Raw genomic sequence first — 17,389 nt, forward strand, 5'->3', positions numbered from 1 at the left:
TCTGGATGCAGCGCGCACAGCCTTGAGAGAAAAATCTCAGTCCGCAGACTTCCGCGGCGTCGCGAGACCCGGCGCCGAGATGCTGCTCGCATGGTCGCGCCGGAAGCTGAAGAGTTCGGCGGGCCGCCCGCCGGTGCCGGTCTCCATCTGGCCGGTCCCGGCCACAAGCTGCGCCTTGTCGAGTGCGCGCCGGAAATTCTGCGTATGCAGCTGCAGGCCGAGGATGCCTTCCACCGAGCGCTGCAGGGCGGACAGGGTGAACCGGTCCGGCAGCAGTTCGAAGACGACGGGACGATACTTGATCTTGCTGCGCAGGCGCGACAGGCCGGTCGCGAGGATGCGCCGGTGGTCCGACGCCATCATGCTGCCGAGCCTCAGGCCGCCTTCCGGCAAGCCCGCATCCCGCGCGCATTCCCCCACAAGGCCCGCCTCGTAGAGCAGCTCATAGCGTTCCAGCACCCGCTCTTCCATCCAGCGCGCGCCGTCGAGGCCGAACGCCGTGCGCGCCCGGTCGAGACGCCGCGCGTTACCGGCTGCCCAGGTCCGCAGGCGCGGCGCGATCTCGGCCTCAAGCAAGGCAGGCCGGCGCACCCGGTGATCCTCCCACGGAAAATAATGGTACCAGTCCTGCCACCGCGCGCCGAATGCGGCGCCGGCCGGCCGCGCTTCCGGGGTCAGGGCGAGGTAGCCGATCGAGATCACCCTCGTGTCGGTCGGAATGTCAGTCAGGCTGTCTTCCGGCGTTTCGCGGTCCTTGTCGCCGAACGTGTAGAGCTGTTCGACATAGCCGATTTCGAAACCTGTCTGCTCGCGCACCCAGCCGCGCAGGGAAAGGTCGAACGTGCGATGGTTCAGCGGATCGAACGGGCCGAACGGCAGCGCGTCCTCGCCGCCCGCCCGGCGCGTCACGAGCACGTGCGGTTCGCCGTCCTTCAGGGCAACCATCACGGCCGACAGGCCGATCAACAGGCGGGGCGTCTTCATCGGGCAGCCTCATGGCGCAGCAGGGCCGACTGGATGTCGCCAAACCGCGCCAGGAACAAGGCCTGCGCCTCAGTCGGCGGCAAGGGGGTAAGGGCAAGCTCCAGCCCTTCCGGCGGCTTGCCGAAGAAGCCGTCGGACTCCGCCGGCGTGAACCCGGCGAGCTGCACCGCTTCAAACCAGGCGCAGATATTGTCGGCGCGCTTGATCACCTTCTTCAGTGTGGCCGGCGTCACCGGCTTCAGGCCGAAGCGGATATGCACCGCTTCCTGAAGGCGCGCCTCGACGCCCTTGTAGCTTTCGCCAAGGATCGCCTTGAACGGCGAGATCATGTCGCCGATCACGTATTCCGGGCTGTCATGCAGCAGGGCCGTCAGCGATTCGGCAGGGCCGAGACCGGGCTCCAGCCAGCGCACCAGCCGTTCGACCAGCACCGAATGCTCGGCCACCGAAAAGGCATGTTCGCCGCGCGTCTGGCCGTTCCACCGCGCCACACGGGCAAGACCGTGCGCGATGTCCTCGATCTCGATATCCATCGGCGAAGGATGGGCGAGGTCCAGCCTCCGGCCAGACAACATCCGCTGCCAGACGCGGGGCGGCTTAACAGATCGCTTCACGTGGGGTCTCCATCGGGGCATCTTTAAGGGATTGGTAGCACGGGTAAACAAACCACGGCGATCCGCTTACAAACTCGCCGCATTGCAGACACCATTCCCCAATGCCGCATTAAGGCGTTTGGCGCATAACGGTCGCACGCAACAGGCGAGCCCCGATACCCATGACCGAAGCCTTCCTCCACTTCTTTTCCGGCCAGACCTTCGCCATGCTGATGCTGGCCTGCGGTACGCTGGTCGTGGTGGTGGAAGCCGTGCGCGCCAGCCGCCGGGCCCTGTGGGGCGACATGTTCACCGAAGACTTCGAGGAATAGAGGCTTCAGCCTAATCCACGAAATTCGCGAGCAAGCGCAGGTAGGCGGCCTGGTAGGCGTTCGAGTTTTCCGAGATCTGCCAGGAATTCAGCGGCCAGCCGTCATCAAACTCGAGATAGGATTTCAGCGGCGGCTGCCCGTGAGGCGGTGACAACCGGCTCGTTCCGCAGGCCGCGTTGAGCTGCGCATTGCCGCAGCTTTCCGGGCAACAGGCATCCCAGTCATAGGTCGGGTTCGGTCCGCCGACGACAAAGCCGGGGATCGGCGTCTCGGTGTGCCAGCTTCTGTAGAACTTCATCACTGAGCGCTCGGCGCCAAACGCGCCCATATTGGTCAGGTAGGCCGTGCCGTGCGGGTTCTCGCCGTGCAGGTAATGCACATAGTCGAGCGCCCGGGCGGTCAGCCTCGCCGCTTGGTCGGCGTCTCCGGACAGGCGCGCGGCGTCGAGATAGAGCGTGCCCGTGCGCGCCATGACGCCGTTGCTGCCCCAATGGAGCGCGTCGACCGGCACACCGTAGCCCGGCGCCGCATCGCCGCTGAGGCGGCGGCTGAAAATCTCGGCATAGTAGGCGCGCACCTCCGGCGGCATGCCGGGCTGGCGCGCCACAAACAGCGCGGCATCCTGCACTTCATAACGGTAGGCATCGACGAGCCCGCTGGTCACCATCTGCGTTTCAGCGAAGGCCGCATCCATTTCGCGAAGGTAGGCTTCGTCTCCGGTCAGGGCCGAGAGATAAGCGGCGGCGGCATAGCGCTTGCCATTCAGGTATTCGGCATCGATTTCCTGCTGCCCGGCGCCAAGACCTTCCGAACCGGCGGACTTGTCGTTGTTGTAGAAGGTCACGGCGGGATTGGCCTCGGCCCACAGCCAGGCGGCAATCGCCCCCTTCTCGAGCCTTTGGGAGTAGGCGGCGAGGGCAGGCGAAGGATTGTCGCGCAGCAGCAGGGACCCCAGGGCGAAGGTGCCCGCGGCCGACAGGGTGGCCGATGTGCTGGCCGGGCCATACCGGCTTGGACCCTTGGCGGCGGAGGGCGGGCTTGCCGTATCGCGGCCGAGCACCGAGAGAACCGAGCCATCCTCATTCTGCATGCGCAGCAGCCAGTCCAGCCCCCACTTCACTTCATCCAGAACATCCGGCACGGCATTGCCGCTTTCGGGAATGCCGAAATCATCGCCCCAGGCGCCGGGATTCTCCGCATATGAAAGCAGCAGTGTGCGGCATTGGTCCGCTGTCCAGTTCGTGTACTGATTATAATCTCCGGCGTCGAACCACCCGCCATGCAGGTCGCGTTCAGTGGCGGCGTTTCCCGGCGCAGAGTAGAGGCGCGCCTCGGCATCCTGCCCTTTGCCGAGATGGCTTGCCGCGTCAGTCCAGCCTTCACCGGCGGCGGGCGACGACTTGGCGAAACCGGCGCGCTGGTAAAAGAAGGTCCGGAAAGCTTCGCGAAACACCGGCCGGTAGACTGAGTCCCGAACCGAGAAAGCCGCAGAGGCCTGCGCGCCGTCACCGGATGTGACGATGTACTCGCCAGGCTCGGAAATGCGCGAGATGTCGAGCGTCCACACCCGGTCGCCGGACAGCTGGTCCTCGGCGTCGCCTTCTTCAGGCTCGAGTGAAAAGGAACGGACCGGCTCGTTCGTGGCGGCATCGCGGACATAATAGGTCAGCCGGGGCTTTGACGACCAGGCGGTATCAAAGCCGCGCACCGGTTCACGCACACGGACGGTCTTGGGATCGCCGGGCCGGTAGCCGAACTGGTCTAGCACTATGGGCCCGGCCGGCACCGCATCTGCTGGGCGGGGCGGCGGGACAACCGCGTCAGAATGAGGCTTGCCGCAAGCGACCGTCAGACCTGCAAGACAGAGGACTGCGAAGCTTGCGGCGCGCCGCGTCATCCTGCGCGCTGCACGAACACCGTGCCTGCGGAGTACCCGGCGCCGAACGAACAGATGAGGCCCTTTTCGCCGGGCTTGATGTCGCTGGCGTGCTTGTGGAACGCGATGATCGAGCCCGCCGACGAGGTATTGGCGTAGGTGTCGAGCACGGTCGGGCTCTCGTCTTCCGTTGCCTCGCGGCCAAGCACTTTCGAGGCAATCAACCGGTTCATGTTGGCGTTCGCCTGGTGCAGCCACATGCGGCGCACGCCGGCCGGCGTCAGGCCGAGTTCCTGCATGTGTTCGCCGATCATCTCGGCCACCATGGGCACCACTTCCTTGAACACCTTGCGGCCCTCCTGCACGAACAACTTGTCTGGTGCATTGATGCCCTCCGGCGCGGTCCGGTTCAGGAAGCCGAAATTGTTGCGGATATTGTTCGAGAACTGGGTTTTCAGTTTCGTGCCGAGGATTTGCCAGTGCACCTTGGGCGCAATCTCCTCGGCCTCGATCAGCACGGCGGTCGCAACGTCGCCGAAGATGAAATGGCTATCCCGGTCGGTGAAGTTCAGGTGGCCCGAACAGATTTCCGGGTTCACCATCAGCACCGATTTCGCATGCCCGGCGCGGACGAAGTCTGCGGCGGTCTGGATGCCGAAGGTCGCCGACGAGCAGGCGACGTTCATGTCGAACGCGAAGCCCTCAATGCCGAGTGCATCCTGCACCTCGATCGCCATCGCGGGGTAGGCGCGCTGCATGTTTGACGCCGCGCAGATCACTGCGCCGATGTCTTCCGGCGCACGGCCAGCCGCCTTCATCGCATCCCGGGCCGCGAACACGGCCATTTCGGCAAGCACTGAAATCTGCTCATTCGGCCGCTCCGGAATACGGGGCGCCATCACATCGGGATCGACCACGCCTTCCTTGTCGACGACATAGCGAGACTTGATGCCGGATGCCTTCTCGATGAACTCCACCGAGGAATGGATCTTCGGATCCATCAGGCCGGACTTGATCTCCGCCTCGTTCTCGCGGTTCCAGCTGTCAGCCCAGGCATTGTAGCTGGCAACCAGTTCGGCGTTGGAGATTGAATGGGGCGGGGTCCAGAGGCCGGTCGCCGAGATCACGGGATTGCTCAAGGTTTTTTCTCCGTTCGCGCGCCGTTTGGGGCCTGCGCGTTCCTGTATCTTTTCCGTGACTATCCACTAGCCCGCGTTCTGCCCGGCGCCAAGAACCGCGCGCGTGTCATTGGACCGCCCGTTTCGGGATGCCGTACGCCTTGCGCAGCGCTTCGCGGTCTTCGGCGGCCTGCTGCGCCTCGCTCTGCTTGCGCGCCCGGTCGCGTTCGGCGTCGCCATAGGCTGTCATCACTTCGGTCTGGCAGGTCTCGCGCTTGTCCGGATCGGCGATACGGGCGCAGGCCGCCAGCGCTTCAGCATCGGCCTGGTCTTTCCAGGTCTGGCAACCGCCAAGGCTTGCAAGGGCGGCCAGGGCGGCCAGCGCTGCCGGAAAGCGGATCACCGCGGCGGCTTCCGCTCGGCTTCGCGCTTCACCGAGGCGCGTACGTCGGCAACGATGTTCTGCATGCACTCGTCCTGCGCTTCCTTCGTCGCCTTGCCTTCGCAGGCCTCGACCGGATTGGCGTAAGCGGCGACCGGTTCGCTGGTGCGGCAGGCGCCCGTCGCCGCCATCAGCGCCACGGCGGCGATCATCATCATCTTCTTCATCGGCGATCCCTCAACTCCCTGTGCCGGGGGCAGCTTACCTCATGGTCATTGACCATGCCAACTGCCTGCGCCCATGCGTACACGATTGTCGGACCGACGAACTTGAAGCCGCGTTTCTTCAGGTCCTTGGACATCCGCTCCGACCAGTCCGTAAAGGTTGGCGCCTCGCGGAAATTCTTCCACTTGCCGATGACAGGCTTGCCGCCCACCCAGCTCCAGCAATACTCAGAGAAATCTTCGCCGGCCGCGTGCATGTCGAGATAGGCCTGCGCGTTGCCGATCACGGCTTCGATCTTCTTGGGGCTTCGGATGATGCCAGGATTCTCCAGTGCCTTGGCGGCGCGTTTCGGCGTCCAGCGGGCGAGGCGTTCCGGATCGAATCCGTCGAACTCGGCGCGGATGCTTTCGCGCTTGCGCAGGATGGTGATCCAGCTGAGGCCCGCTTGCATGCCGTCGAGCTGCAGCTTCTCCCAGAGCGCGCGCGGGTCGCGCTCGGGCACGCCCCATTCCTCGTCATGGTAATCGCGGTAGAGCTTGTCGCTCAGCGGCGCCCAGCCGCAATACGGCGTTTCAGTCATCGGCGCCCTCATTGGCGAGGGCCGACATTTCGTCGAGAGCCCATTGTTCAAGATCAAATGTGACGGCGCTGCCGGCGCAGTTGAAGGCGAGCGACTGGTCCATCGCCTGCTTCACTCGGTCGAGCCGAACAAGCGCGAGCCCGTGCTCGCCGGTCGCGTCAACGCTTGTTACAGTGCCGACTTCCGCAGCCGCGAGGAGCGGCGCGCCCCTGGCAAGACCCGTTCCGGTCACGCGTACCGTCCGCTTACGGATTTTCCCGCGCCGCTTCATCCGGCTCGCGACTTCCTGTCCGACGAAGCATCCCTTGCGGTAGTCGATGCCGGCCATCAGGTCCATGTTGATGTCGGTCGGGAACACTTCCGCCGCGCGGTAATCCGCGCCCCATTCCGGCACGCCGGCCTTGATGCGGGCTGCATTCCAGGTTGCCGGATCCACATCGCCGCTGACGGAGCCCGCCGGGACAATGTCGCGCCAGAACAGCTTCAGGCTGCGCGGATCATCATCGCCGCTCTTGTCCGAAACCGCCGCCAGTCCCTCGTCGCGGACGATCTCGACCGCCGAGCGCAGGCGGAACATCTTCAGCCGCTTCAACAGGTCGTCGGCGGCCTCCTCGTGCACATCGATCAACACGCCGTCGGCCGTCCGCTTGGCGAGGTAGTCGGCGATCACCTTGCCCTGCGGCGTCAGCAGACCGCCATAGCGCATCTCGCCCTCGCGCCAGTCGGCCACCTTGTGAGTCACCGTCCGCTCCAGAAGGGCGAGCGTGTCGGGGCCGGTCAGGCGAAGGATGGCGCGGTTCGGGAAAGGCATGCGCCCTATCTAGGCGCTTCGCGGTGCGGCGTCAGCCCTTCAGCGTGCCCTTTGCGGCGATCACGGCTGTCGCGAGGGCGCTCTTCAGCAGCGTGCCGGCAAGGAAGGGCACAACGCCCGACGCGATGGCCACCTGCGGTCCCACGAAGTTCGAGAGCCAGGCCCAGCCGGCGGTCAGAATCACCGCGTGCAGGCCGATGAACCCGGCGAACCGCAGGCCATGGCCCGCCAGCGTCTGGCCTTTCGGCAGGTAGCCCGCAAGGAAGGCGGCCACCGGGAAGCTGATCAGGTAGCCCGCCGTCGGCCCGGTAAAGGCGAGGAGCCCGGCCTTGCCGCCCGCCAGCACGGGTGCGCCCGCGAGTGCGAGGCCCAGCCAGGCGAGCACGATGGCAGCGCCCGCGCGCGGGCCCAGGACGGCGCCCATCAGCACCACGGCCAGCGTCTGCAGCGTCACCGGAACCGGCACCATCGGCAGTGCCACGTAGGACGACATCGTCAGCACGGCGATACCTGACAGGCCGATCAGGACCGGGCGCAGGACAGGGTGGCTGAGCGGGCGGGCGAGTTGGGACATGGGAGGCTCCGGTCTGGTAGCGGTTCCTTGTGTGCGCCTCCCAACCGCCGGTCAACCCGGTGCAGCGCCTACGGCGGGTTGCGGATGACATCTGCCTCCGTGCGGCGCATAAGGGCGCCCATGACACAGGTATTTGATCTCATCCTGCGCGGCGGCACGGTTGTGACCCCCGGCGGCGCCGCCCAGACCGATATCGGCGTGATCGGCGAACGCATTGCCCACATCGGCGATCTCTCGAAGGCGGCCGCCGGTGAAATCTACGGAGCGGCTGGCCTGCATATCCTGCCCGGCGTCATTGACAGCCAGGTCCACTTCCGCGAGCCCGGCCTCGAATACAAGGCCGATCTCGAAACCGAAGCGCGCTCCGCTGCGCTCGGCGGTGTGGTCGCCGTCTTCGAGATGCCGAACACGAACCCCTCGACCATCACGCCGGACGCAATGCTCGACAAGCTCGCCCGCGCGAAGGGGCGCATGGACACCGACCATGCCTTCTACGCCGGCGCCACGCACGACAATGTCGGCCTGCTGGCCGAGATGGAGCGCATGGAAGGCTGCTGCGGCGTCAAGGTGTTCATGGGCGCTTCGACGGGCGACCTGCTGATCAAGGATGATGCCGGCGTCGAAGCCGTACTGCGCGCCATCAAGCGCCGGGCCGCGTTCCACTCGGAGGACGAGTACCGCCTTGAGGAGCGCCGCCCGCTGGCGGTGACCGGTGACTGGAACAGCCACATTGTCGTGCGCGATGTCGAGGCGGCGGTTTCGTCGACGCGCCGCCTGCTGCGCCTCGCGCGCAAGACCGGCAAGCGCATCCATGTGCTGCATATCTCCACCGCCGAGGAAATGGAGCTGCTGGTCAATGCCAAGGATGTTGCCAGCGTTGAAGTGTTGCCGAACCACCTGACGCTTGCGGCGCCAGATTGCTATGACCGGCTGAAGGGCTTCGCGCAGCAGAACCCGCCCGTGCGCGAGGCCCGCCACCGGGACGCGCTGTGGCGCGCGCTGAATGCCGGCATCGTTGATGTTCTGGCTACGGATCATGCGCCGCACACGATTGAAGAAAAGATGCGGCCCTATCCGGCCTCGCCCTCCGGCATGCCGGGCGTGCAGACCTTCGTGCCGGTGATGCTGACGCATGTGAATGACGGCAAGCTCAGCCTGCAGCGGTTTGTCGAACTCACCAGCGCTGGCCCGCAGCGCGTCTTCGGCCTCGCCGACAAGGGCCGCATCGCGGAGGGCTATCATGCCGACTTCACGGTCGTGGACCTGAAGCGCAAGGAAACGATCACGAAGGAATGGTCGAAGTCGAAATGCGGCTGGACCCAGTTCGACGGTTTCGAGGCAACCGGCTGGCCCGTCGCGACGATCATCCGCGGCGGCTTCGTGATGCGCAACGGCGAGATCACGCGCAAAGGCGGCGGCAAACCGGTGCGCTTCAACGAGACGCTGGAGCCTCAGGCTTGATCCCCAGCCCGCTGATCGAAGGCCTGCGCGCCCGATATGCCGAGCCAAAGCGGCACTATCACAGCTGGGATCATATCGAGGCGTTGCTGCGCCATTTTCACCGGTGGGAAGCGCACTTCCATCGCCCGGTCCCGGTACTTTGGGCACTCTACTGGCATGACGCGATCTACGATCCGCAGGCCAAGGACAATGAGGAGCAGAGCGCCGTCCTGCTCGAGCAGGAGGCGCGGGACCATCTGCCTGCCGAGGATATCGCGCTCGCGGCGTCCATCGTCCGCGCGACGACCGCCCACAAGGTGCCAGATCAGATCGGCGACAAGGACAAGGAAGATACAGCGCTCTTCCTTGATCTCGATCTCTCGATCCTCGGAGCGCCCACCCACGTCTACGACCGCTACGAAACCGACATCCGCAAGGAATACGCCTTCGTACCGCTCGAGGCCTACCGCGCCGGACGCGGCGCCATCCTCAAGGGCTTCCTCGCCCGCGAGCGGCTTTACCTGACGGACCTCGCTCATACCGATTGGGACGCGCCCGCGCGCGCAAACCTGAAACGGGCTATCTCTGCGCTCAGTCCTCGCGACTAGGTCGTATCAGAGCGAATGCACTGACGCCGTTCCAGGGATGCCTCACTCCTCCGGCGGCAACGCAAGCGACGCTTGCCCGAACGCATACTTCCAGCCTTGCGGTGTACGGACGTATGTGTCGCTGAACCAGAGCCTGCGCTCCATCGCTTCGCCTTCCGCAGAGGTGCCTTTCAGCCAGAGGCGCGCCGTGATGATGGCGGTGTCGCGGCCATAGAGGCGCACGGTTTGCGTGCCGGGGTCTTCCACTTGCCGCTCGTAAAGGATGTGGCGGGTGCGGGCAGAGTCCAGCAGGTCGCCGCGCGTGTAGGCCTTGCCGTTGCCCAGCACGACGATCATGTCCTCGTGCAAGATGGTGGCCATCGTCTCGGCATCGTTGCGCTCAACCGCAGCTTGGTAGACCGTGTCGAGCGCGGCCACGGCGCGGATGTCGTCTTCGGGCGCGGGGGTGGAGGCGCAGGCCGCAAGCAGGGCGAGCAGCGGGCAGGCGAAGGAACGCGGGTCCATTGTCAGTCTCATGTGTCGGGTGAAAGATGAGACCGGCCTACCAGCCCGCGGCCCGGCGGCGCTTGCACTATCTTGCTGATTTCACGCGAGGGCCGCCGACGGCGGCGCCCCGTGCCGGCGCGAGAAGCTGCGGCTGAAATGGCTGAGATTGTTGAACCCGCAGGCGTAGCAGGTCTCGGTCACGCTGCGCCCGGCGCGCAGCATCGCACGCGCCTGGTCGAGACGCACGTCGCGCAGGTAAGTGTGTGGCGGCTGGCCGGTGAGCTCCGTGAACACGCGCGTGAAGTTGAAGAGGCTCATGCCGACAGAACTTGCAAGCTCGGTGACCGTATGCGGACGGTCGAACTCGCGCTCGATCCGCTCGCGCACGGCATGCACGCGTTCGGCATACCAGGCCATCGTCCGCGCGCGGTAGGGCGCACGGCCAGGCTCGTCATGTGCGCGGAACACTTCGGTCGCGCAGTATTCCGCCAGCATGGGCAGGCCTTCGCTGACCGCGCGGCTCAGGCCCCAGTAAAGGTAGCGCACCCTATTGCTGCCCGCCCGGATGGCCTCGCTGCGCGCCGACCAGCTCTGTCCGGGATCAAACCCGTCTTCGCGCGCAGCCGTGTAAGTCAGCGAGAGGCAAGTATCACTGAACCCCTTGCCCTCGAACTCGGCGCGGAACCGCATGCCAGGATGGCTGATCATCACGTCGCCAGTCCGCGCCCGCCAACGTTTTTCCCCTACGTGCAGGTCGAATGCGCCGTCTTCGACGAAGCTCGCCATGAACGTCTCGGCGACTTCCTCATAGGGCTGGTCCTCGTGCTCCACCGGGTGATCGAACCGGTGCACCCTTATGCCAGGCAGTTCGAGAAGCGGAACGATACGGGCCATGGCGAGAGATTAAGGGCCGTCTGTTGCCGGTCAAGATGACGCGCCGGTCTCTTACTGGCGTGACACGCTTGCCCCGATTGAGGATACATGGACCCGAAAGGCGACTGCATGGCGGAAACAGAAAAGTCAAAGGGCCTCGGCCTGCGCCGCACACTGATCTGGCTGTACGAAGGGATCGGCAGATGGCCGGTCGCCTTTCGCTGGACCGTTCTGGTCTTCGATCTCGCGACCATCAGCTATTTCCTCGTCTCTCCCTTCCTGCCACATTCCGGGGTGCATCACTGGCTCGACTATGTGATCGGCTCGGTCATCGCCCTCGATGTCGCCGCGCGCTTCTATATCGCGCCGACCAAGCGCCGCTTCTTCATGCGCTTCATGAACATTGCGGACCTCATCGTGGTGTTCTCGATGTTCGCACCGCTGATTTCCCAGAACTACGGCTTCCTGCGCGTCATCCGCGCGCTGCGCGTCGCGCGGGCGTTCAGCATCCTCAGCGACCGCAGCCCGCTCGCCAAATACCTGCGCCTTCACCGCGTCCTCATCGAACGCGCAACCAACCTTGTAGTGTTCCTCTTCATCATGTCGGCGCTGGTCTACGCAAACCAGGTCCGCAAGCCCGGCTCTGATATCCACAACTACCTCGACGCGTTCTATTTCACCGTCACCAGCCTGACCACGACCGGATATGGCGACGTCACGCTGGTCGGATGGGGCGGCCGCGTCCTGCCGATCATGATCATGCTGCTCGGTGTGACCCTTTTTCTGAGGCTCCTGAAGGAGCTGGTCACGCCGTCAGAGAAGATCGAGGTGGAATGCACCAAATGCGGCCTGCGCCGGCACGACAAGGATTCGGTCCACTGCCGCCATTGTGGAAATGTCATCTATATCGAGAACGAGGGCTTCGAGCCCTGAGCAGGGACTTGCCCTTTTTGCCGGACCGGTCAACCAATGGCGGACCTGAGTTCCATGACGTTCCATACGATCCGAGGTTGCCCGATGTTCAAGCCCGTCCTTTTCATGTCCGCCTTGCTGCTTGCGGCGCCCACGGCCTTTGCGCAGGAGCGCACGGAGTTCGAACAGTATGCGCGAGAAATGTACCAGACCGCCGTGGAAGTGCGCACAGCACGCGGGCAGGCCAACACCCCGGTGCTGGTCGACTACCTCGTCCGCGAACTGAAGGCCGCCGGGTTCAGCGACGCAGACCTGATGGTCACCGATCACGACAATGAAGGCGAACCGGTGCAAGGCCTGATGATCTGGTACAGGGCAGATGGCGCGCCGGCGAAGAAACCGGTCGTCCTCCTCGCGCACATGGATGTCGTCGACGCGCTCCCGGAAAGCTGGGTGCGCTATCCGTTCGAGCTGATTGAGGAAGAGGGCTATTTCTTCGGCCGCGGAACGTCTGACAACAAGTACGGCGTAGTCAGCCTCGTCGCGAACTTCATCCGCCTGAAGAAGGAAGGCTTCAAGCCGGACCGCGACCTCGTGATCGCGCTTTCGGGCGACGAGGAGACCGGCATGGTCTCCACCCGCGCCCAAGCTGAGTACATCGCCGCCAATGTCGATCCGGCCTATGTGCTGAACGCCGATGCCGGCGGCCTGACGCTGGATGCAGACGGCAAGGCGTTGTTCTACGGCGTGCAGGGCTCCGAGAAGACCTATGCCAGTTTCGAGATCACGGTCACCAATCCCGGCGGGCATTCGTCTGCTCCGCGGGCGGACAATGCGATCTATGAGCTCGCCGACGCCTTGAAGAAGATCGAAGCCTACAAGTTCCCCGTCATGTCCAGCCCGATGACACTTGCCTCGTTCAAGGCAGCCGGTGAGCAAACGCCGGGTCCGCTCGGCGAGGCCATGCTCGCCTTCGCCGCCGATCCGACGGACGAAGCGGCAATCGCAGCGCTGCGCGCCGATCCTTCGACCGTCGGCACCACCGGCACCACCTGCATCGCCACGATGCTGCGCGCCGGCCATGCCGACAACGCCTTGCCGCAATGGGCGACCGCCACGGTCAATTGCCGCATCTTCCCGGGCGTCGGCATCGAAGCGACCGAAAACACGCTGAAACAGGTCGTCGGCAACGATGCCGTGCAGTTCAAACTGATTTCGAACCTCGTGGAGAGCCCCGAGTCAAAGATCCCGGACGAGGTGCAGACTGCGGTCGGCGCCGCCCTGAAGGCGCGCGGCCTCGAAGGCATGGCCATCCTGCCGCATATGTCGTCCGGCGGAACCGACGGCATGCACTACCGCAATCTCGGCTATGACACGGTCGGCATCGGCGGCGGCGCCGCAAAGCCCAATGATACCTTCGCCCACGGCCTGAATGAGCGGATGCTGGTCGATGCCTTCTATGGCGGCCTGGATCACTGGTACGTAGTCATCAAGGAACTCGCCGGCTGATCGCCGAACGCGGGAGGGGGCTTGCCCTTTCCCGCGCGCTGCGCCAGCACTCCTGCGCCTGTTTCGAGAGACCAGAATCCCATGAGCTCAACCGCCCATATCCCGTTCCGCGAAGTGCCCTACCTGCCACTCAAGGTGAAGGTCGACAAGCGGCCCGACGGCACGATCTATCTCGAGAACGGCCAGCCGCTGAAGCCGTATCCGCCGCACATGCTGGCGCCGCTCGTCAGGTGGGCAGCGGAGCGGCCGGACCAGATCTGGCTCGCCGAGCGCTGGCCGGAGAACCCGTCCGCGCCTGGCTGGCGCGAAGTGACGTATGCGGACGGCCTCGCCCAAGTCAAGCGCCTCGCCGCCGCCTTCCTCAGTGAGGGGGCAGGCGAAAAGGCGCCGCTGATGATCCTGTCGAAAAACTCTGTCGACAATGCCTTGCTGATGTACGCCGCCATGTGGGCCGGCAGTCCCGTCGTGCCGGTAACGCCTGCCTATGCGCTGCTCAGCGAGGACCTTGTCCGTTTCAACTATATCGACCGGCTGACCGAGCCGAAATTCATCTATGTCGAGGACGGCGCCGAATACCAGCGAGCTCTGAATAGCCTGAACCTAGACGACCGCCTGGTGATCTATTCCCGCAATGCGCCGGACGTGCCGCGCGCGGTCAGCATCGAGGACTTCGCCGGGCAGGCGGGCCCTGCCGTCGACGCCGCCTACGCCGCGCTGACCCCCGCCACGATCGCCAAGTACATGCTCACCTCCGGCTCCACCGGTGAGCCGAAGGCCGTGATCAACACGCATGGCATGGTTGCCGCCAACTCGAAGATGATCCGCTCCGTCTGGGACGAGAAGCGACTCGACGAGATCACCGGCGGGCCGCAGGTGATGGTGAACTTCCTGCCTTGGAGCCACACCTACGGCGCCAACGCCATCCTGCACAACATGCTCGACTGGGGCGGCACGCTGTATATCGACCAGGGCGCACCGACGCCCCAGCGCCTTCCGGAAATGCTCCGTAACATGAAGGAAATCCCGACCACGCAGCATACCACCGTGCCGCAGGCCTGGGCTGCGCTCGCCACCGCGCTCGAGGAAGACGACGAGCTCGCCGAGATCTTCTTCTCGCGCCTCATCTCGATGGCCTATGGCGGCGCCGCCATGGGGCAGGACATCTACGAACGCCTGCAGGTGGTCGCCGTTCGCGTCACCGGCCAGCGCATCTCGCTGTCCGCCGGCTTCGGCGCGACCGAGACCGCCCCGACCGCCTCGAACGTGCACTGGCCGAACGGCATCATGGGCCTGATCGGCCTGCCGCTGCCGGGCAACACGTTCAAGCTGGTGCCGACCGCCGGCAAGCTCGAGGTGCGTGTGAAAGGCGTCAACGTCACGCCGGGCTATTACCGCAATCCGCAGAAGACCTCCGAAGCCTTCGACGAGGAAGGCTTCTACCGGCTCGGCGATGCCGTGAAGTTCGTCGATCCTGCCGATCCGGCGAAAGGCCTCGCCTTCGACGGGCGCACGGTCGAGGAGTTCAAACTCGTCAGCGGCACCTGGGTCGCCACCGGCTCCGTGCGCATGGCGGCGGTGACGGCCTCCGGCGGTGTGCTGTCGGATGCCATCGTCTGCGGCCTGAACCGCGACGAAATCGGCCTTCTCGGATTTCTCAACGAAGCCTATTGCCGCCGACTCGCCGGCAGCGCGCTGCCGCTCGATGCGCTCGTCTCCCATCCCGCGGTTGAAGCAGCCCTGCGCGAGGGAATCACCGCGCACAACAAAAAGAACCCCAACGCCGCGGCGCGGATCGCGCGCCTCTTGCTGCAAACGAGCCAACCCCAGGCCGACCTCGGCGAGATCACCGAAAAGGGCTACATCAACCAGTCGCGCACCCAGCAGTTGCGTGCCGCCGAGATCGAGCGTCTTTACGCACCCGACCCGATGCCGGGTAAGTTGCTGTTCTGAAACGGCTCTGTCTTTTCGTACCGGCAGTATGCAGTGGCAGGGGTCGAAAAAAGCTCGATTTCTGACGCTTCGATTGTATATTCACGCGTAAGCTGTAGCGAATGCTGCAGCCCAGCCATTCCCCTTTGGCTAATGGCGGGCCGCAGGCCGCTCGTGGAGGATCCCCTTTCTTCCCGAACGGCCTGCGGTCCGTTTCGCTTTTGCGCCCCGCCGGGTTTTCGCCTAAGCACCTCTCGCAAGAACAAGAACGCGAGGCGGAAATGTCAGACACACGCACCAGCATGACCGGCGCGGAGGCGCTCGTCTCGACCCTCGCCGACCACGGCGTCACCGCCTGCTTTGCCAATCCCGGCACGTCCGAGATGCACCTCGTCACCGCGCTCGACCGAGAGCCGCGCATCCATTCCTCGCTCTGCATGTTCGAAGGCGTCGCGACCGGCGCCGCCGACGGCCATGCCCGTGTCACCGGCAACCCGGCCATGACGCTGCTCCACCTCGGCGCCGGCTTCCTCAACGGCGGCGCCAACATCCACAATGCCAAGCGCGCGTGGACACCGATGATCAACGTCGTCGGCGACCACGCCGTGCCGCACCTGCGCTATGATGCGCCGCTCACCTCGAACATCCTCGGCCTTGCCGGCCCGAACTCGGTCTGGATCAAGTCGGCCGACCGCGTCGCCGATACCGGCGACCTCGCCGCGCAGGCCTGGGAGGCCAGCTTCGGCCCCGTGCCGGGACCGGTGACGCTGTTGCTGCCCGCCGACTCGGCCTGGACCGAAGGCGGCAAGCCCGGCCTCGCTCGCCGCCGCCCCGCGCTGCGCGCACCAGACGCCGACCGGATCAGCGCCGCCGCCAAGGCCGTGCGCAATGCCATGAAGCCGGTGATCCTGATCAACGGCACCGCGCTCACCCCCGCAGGCCTCGCCCACGCGGCCCGTCTCAAGGCATCCGGCATCCGTGTGCTGACGGATACCTTCTTCCCGCGACAGGCGCGCGGCGCCGGCCTCTTCGCGCCGGACCGCATGCAGTATTTCGCTGAAGGCGCCATGGCCGACCTTGAAGGCTCGGACCTGATGCTGGTCGCCGGCACGCAGGTGCCCGTCGCCTTCTTCTCCTATCCCGGCAAGCCCAGCGTGCTCGTGCCGGAGGGCTGCACGCCGATGATCATCGGCGGCCCGGAAAGCGACAGCGCCGCCATCCTCGGCGCGCTCGCCGATGCACTCGGCGCCAGGGCTTCCGCCGACGCCGCGCCGCTCGACCTGCCGAACGCGCCAACCGGAGCGCTCAACGCCGCCACCGTTGGCGCCTCGATCGCGCGCCACATGCCGGAAGGCACCTTCGTTTCGGATGACGGCGTCTCGAACGGCCTTCCGGCCTTCATGATGACAGGCCGGGCCCGTCCGCATGAATGGATGATGCTCACGGGCGGCGCCATCGGGCAGGGCCTGCCGCTCGCGCTCGGCGCGGCGGTTGCCGCCAAGGGCCGTGCGAAAGTGCTGTGCCTCTCCGGCGACGGCGCGGCCATGTACACGAACCAGGCGCTCTGGAGCATGGCCCGCGAAGGCGTTGACGTGGTCAACGTCATCTTCGTCAACCACTCCTACCGCATCCTCAACATCGAACTCGCCCGCACCGGCGCCGGCAATCCCGGCCGCGTCGCCGAAGACCTGCTCGGTCTCGGCCGGCCGGAAATCGACTGGGTGAAGCTCTCGGAAGCGCAGGGCGTGCCCGCCGTGAATGCGACGACTGCAGAGGAATTCGACGCCGCCCTCGCGCGCGCCTTTGCCGCTGGTGGACCCCAGCTCATTGCCGCCCACGTGCCCGCCCGCTGAGGCGAGGAACCGGGCGCATCCGGAAGCGTTAAAGGCTCACACGCCAACAACGCCAAGGGTGTCCAATGTCCTCGTTTTCGCTTTACCTGATCGGCTTTGTGATCCTCATCGCAGGCCTTGCCTATGGCGCCTACCTGCTCGGCGCGCAGCCCGCCTGGATCGGCACCGGCGCCGTCGTCCTCGTCGGCTTCGGCATCATCACCGCCGTCAGCAAGACGCGCCGGCGCGACGAGTCGCCCGCCAACGAGAACTGAACGGCGCATCTGCCGCCACAAAAAAAGACCCCGGCTCTCGCCGGGGTCTC

The 17,389-nt window shown here is 65.4% G+C and carries 19 protein-coding genes; 8 read left to right on the plus strand and 11 right to left on the minus strand.

Annotated features, from left to right (window positions below):
• Nucleotides 1-36: 36 nt before the first annotated feature.
• Nucleotides 37-984: an NAD regulator gene (locus tag IPK75_10090; protein MBK8198711.1), complete on the minus strand. Its 948-nt coding sequence runs from the start codon at nucleotides 982-984 to the stop codon at nucleotides 37-39.
• Nucleotides 981-1,619 (minus strand): HD family hydrolase, encoded by a 639-nt coding sequence (locus IPK75_10095; protein MBK8198712.1) that lies wholly within the window; start codon nucleotides 1,617-1,619, stop codon nucleotides 981-983. The genes IPK75_10090 and IPK75_10095 overlap by 4 nt, the downstream gene beginning before the upstream one ends.
• Before the next feature lie 140 nt (nucleotides 1,620-1,759).
• Here IPK75_10095 and IPK75_10100 point away from each other — a divergent pair, with 140 nt between their 5' ends.
• Nucleotides 1,760-1,909 carry a hypothetical protein gene (locus tag IPK75_10100; GenBank protein ID MBK8198713.1) on the plus strand — a complete coding sequence of 50 codons (150 nt, stop codon included), beginning with the start codon at nucleotides 1,760-1,762 and terminating at the stop codon, nucleotides 1,907-1,909.
• Between the two features lie 10 nt (nucleotides 1,910-1,919).
• Here the strand turns inward: IPK75_10100 and IPK75_10105 are convergent, their stop codons facing one another.
• The 7 genes from IPK75_10105 to IPK75_10135 form a co-directional block, all read right to left on the minus strand.
• A complete protein-coding gene (locus IPK75_10105) occupies nucleotides 1,920-3,677 on the minus strand; it encodes a glycoside hydrolase family 9 protein (GenBank protein ID MBK8198714.1) in 1,758 nt (585 codons plus the stop codon).
• A gap of 125 nt (nucleotides 3,678-3,802) precedes the next feature.
• Entirely contained in the window at nucleotides 3,803-4,924 is a 1,122-nt protein-coding gene (locus IPK75_10110) for a beta-ketoacyl-ACP synthase III (protein MBK8198715.1), read from the minus strand.
• Nucleotides 4,925-5,030: 106 nt separating this feature from the next.
• Entirely contained in the window at nucleotides 5,031-5,306 is a 276-nt protein-coding gene (locus IPK75_10115; GenBank protein ID MBK8198716.1) for a hypothetical protein, read from the minus strand.
• Nucleotides 5,303-5,512 carry a hypothetical protein gene (locus tag IPK75_10120; protein ID MBK8198717.1) on the minus strand — a complete coding sequence of 70 codons (210 nt, stop codon included), beginning with the start codon at nucleotides 5,510-5,512 and terminating at the stop codon, nucleotides 5,303-5,305. Before IPK75_10120 ends, IPK75_10115 begins: the two co-directional genes overlap by 4 nt.
• The gene (locus IPK75_10125; protein ID MBK8198718.1) at nucleotides 5,509-6,090 is read right to left on the minus strand and encodes a DNA-3-methyladenine glycosylase I; all 582 of its coding nucleotides are present in this window, start codon (nucleotides 6,088-6,090) and stop codon (nucleotides 5,509-5,511) included. Before IPK75_10125 ends, IPK75_10120 begins: the two co-directional genes overlap by 4 nt.
• Entirely contained in the window at nucleotides 6,083-6,901 is an 819-nt protein-coding gene (locus tag IPK75_10130) for a folate-binding protein YgfZ (protein ID MBK8198719.1), read from the minus strand. The genes IPK75_10125 and IPK75_10130 overlap by 8 nt, the downstream gene beginning before the upstream one ends.
• A gap of 31 nt (nucleotides 6,902-6,932) precedes the next feature.
• The gene (locus tag IPK75_10135; protein MBK8198720.1) at nucleotides 6,933-7,475 is read right to left on the minus strand and encodes a biotin transporter BioY; all 543 of its coding nucleotides are present in this window, start codon (nucleotides 7,473-7,475) and stop codon (nucleotides 6,933-6,935) included.
• Between the two features lie 120 nt (nucleotides 7,476-7,595).
• Here IPK75_10135 and IPK75_10140 point away from each other — a divergent pair, with 120 nt between their 5' ends.
• Nucleotides 7,596-8,936 carry a dihydroorotase gene (locus IPK75_10140; protein ID MBK8198721.1) on the plus strand — a complete coding sequence of 447 codons (1,341 nt, stop codon included), beginning with the start codon at nucleotides 7,596-7,598 and terminating at the stop codon, nucleotides 8,934-8,936.
• Nucleotides 8,933-9,523 (plus strand): hypothetical protein, encoded by a 591-nt coding sequence (locus tag IPK75_10145; GenBank protein MBK8198722.1) that lies wholly within the window; start codon nucleotides 8,933-8,935, stop codon nucleotides 9,521-9,523. The genes IPK75_10140 and IPK75_10145 overlap by 4 nt, the downstream gene beginning before the upstream one ends.
• Nucleotides 9,524-9,565: 42 nt before the next feature.
• Here the strand turns inward: IPK75_10145 and IPK75_10150 are convergent, their stop codons facing one another.
• The gene (locus IPK75_10150) at nucleotides 9,566-10,027 is read right to left on the minus strand and encodes a nuclear transport factor 2 family protein (protein MBK8198723.1); all 462 of its coding nucleotides are present in this window, start codon (nucleotides 10,025-10,027) and stop codon (nucleotides 9,566-9,568) included.
• Nucleotides 10,028-10,108: 81 nt separating this feature from the next.
• Nucleotides 10,109-10,903, minus strand: coding sequence for a helix-turn-helix transcriptional regulator (locus IPK75_10155; GenBank protein MBK8198724.1), 795 nt, complete (start codon nucleotides 10,901-10,903; stop codon nucleotides 10,109-10,111).
• A 108-nt stretch (nucleotides 10,904-11,011) separates the two neighbouring features.
• Here IPK75_10155 and IPK75_10160 point away from each other — a divergent pair, with 108 nt between their 5' ends.
• From IPK75_10160 to IPK75_10180, 5 genes are all read left to right on the plus strand, one after another.
• Nucleotides 11,012-11,815 carry an ion transporter gene (locus IPK75_10160; protein MBK8198725.1) on the plus strand — a complete coding sequence of 268 codons (804 nt, stop codon included), beginning with the start codon at nucleotides 11,012-11,014 and terminating at the stop codon, nucleotides 11,813-11,815.
• Between the two features lie 84 nt (nucleotides 11,816-11,899).
• On the plus strand, nucleotides 11,900-13,303 hold the full coding sequence (locus tag IPK75_10165) for a M20/M25/M40 family metallo-hydrolase (protein MBK8198726.1): 1,404 nt from the start codon (nucleotides 11,900-11,902) through the stop codon (nucleotides 13,301-13,303).
• Nucleotides 13,304-13,384: 81 nt separating this feature from the next.
• Nucleotides 13,385-15,253: a feruloyl-CoA synthase gene (locus IPK75_10170; GenBank protein MBK8198727.1), complete on the plus strand. Its 1,869-nt coding sequence runs from the start codon at nucleotides 13,385-13,387 to the stop codon at nucleotides 15,251-15,253.
• Between the two features lie 281 nt (nucleotides 15,254-15,534).
• The gene (locus IPK75_10175; GenBank protein ID MBK8198728.1) at nucleotides 15,535-17,085 is read left to right on the plus strand and encodes an acetolactate synthase large subunit; all 1,551 of its coding nucleotides are present in this window, start codon (nucleotides 15,535-15,537) and stop codon (nucleotides 17,083-17,085) included.
• A 65-nt stretch (nucleotides 17,086-17,150) separates the two neighbouring features.
• Nucleotides 17,151-17,339 carry a hypothetical protein gene (locus IPK75_10180; protein MBK8198729.1) on the plus strand — a complete coding sequence of 63 codons (189 nt, stop codon included), beginning with the start codon at nucleotides 17,151-17,153 and terminating at the stop codon, nucleotides 17,337-17,339.
• Nucleotides 17,340-17,389: the final 50 nt, after the last annotated feature.

The organism is Acidobacteriota bacterium (assembly GCA_016712445.1).
Taxonomy (GTDB): Bacteria; Pseudomonadota; Alphaproteobacteria; order Caulobacterales; family Hyphomonadaceae; genus Hyphomonas.

Coding starts and splice junctions, on each gene's coding strand:
- IPK75_10090 (MBK8198711.1), bottom strand. CDS start 984: ATGAAGACGCCCCGCCTGTTGATCGGCCTGTCGGCCGTGATGGTTGCC.
- IPK75_10095 (MBK8198712.1), bottom strand. CDS start 1,619: ATGCCCCGATGGAGACCCCACGTGAAGCGATCTGTTAAGCCGCCCCGC.
- IPK75_10100 (MBK8198713.1), top strand. CDS start 1,760: ATGACCGAAGCCTTCCTCCACTTCTTTTCCGGCCAGACCTTCGCCATG.
- IPK75_10120 (MBK8198717.1), bottom strand. CDS start 5,512: ATGAAGAAGATGATGATGATCGCCGCCGTGGCGCTGATGGCGGCGACG.
- IPK75_10125 (MBK8198718.1), bottom strand. CDS start 6,090: ATGACTGAAACGCCGTATTGCGGCTGGGCGCCGCTGAGCGACAAGCTC.
- IPK75_10130 (MBK8198719.1), bottom strand. CDS start 6,901: ATGCCTTTCCCGAACCGCGCCATCCTTCGCCTGACCGGCCCCGACACG.
- IPK75_10135 (MBK8198720.1), bottom strand. CDS start 7,475: ATGTCCCAACTCGCCCGCCCGCTCAGCCACCCTGTCCTGCGCCCGGTC.
- IPK75_10140 (MBK8198721.1), top strand. CDS start 7,596: ATGACACAGGTATTTGATCTCATCCTGCGCGGCGGCACGGTTGTGACC.
- IPK75_10150 (MBK8198723.1), bottom strand. CDS start 10,027: ATGGACCCGCGTTCCTTCGCCTGCCCGCTGCTCGCCCTGCTTGCGGCC.
- IPK75_10155 (MBK8198724.1), bottom strand. CDS start 10,903: ATGGCCCGTATCGTTCCGCTTCTCGAACTGCCTGGCATAAGGGTGCAC.
- IPK75_10160 (MBK8198725.1), top strand. CDS start 11,012: ATGGCGGAAACAGAAAAGTCAAAGGGCCTCGGCCTGCGCCGCACACTG.
- IPK75_10165 (MBK8198726.1), top strand. CDS start 11,900: ATGTTCAAGCCCGTCCTTTTCATGTCCGCCTTGCTGCTTGCGGCGCCC.
- IPK75_10170 (MBK8198727.1), top strand. CDS start 13,385: ATGAGCTCAACCGCCCATATCCCGTTCCGCGAAGTGCCCTACCTGCCA.
- IPK75_10175 (MBK8198728.1), top strand. CDS start 15,535: ATGACCGGCGCGGAGGCGCTCGTCTCGACCCTCGCCGACCACGGCGTC.
- IPK75_10180 (MBK8198729.1), top strand. CDS start 17,151: ATGTCCTCGTTTTCGCTTTACCTGATCGGCTTTGTGATCCTCATCGCA.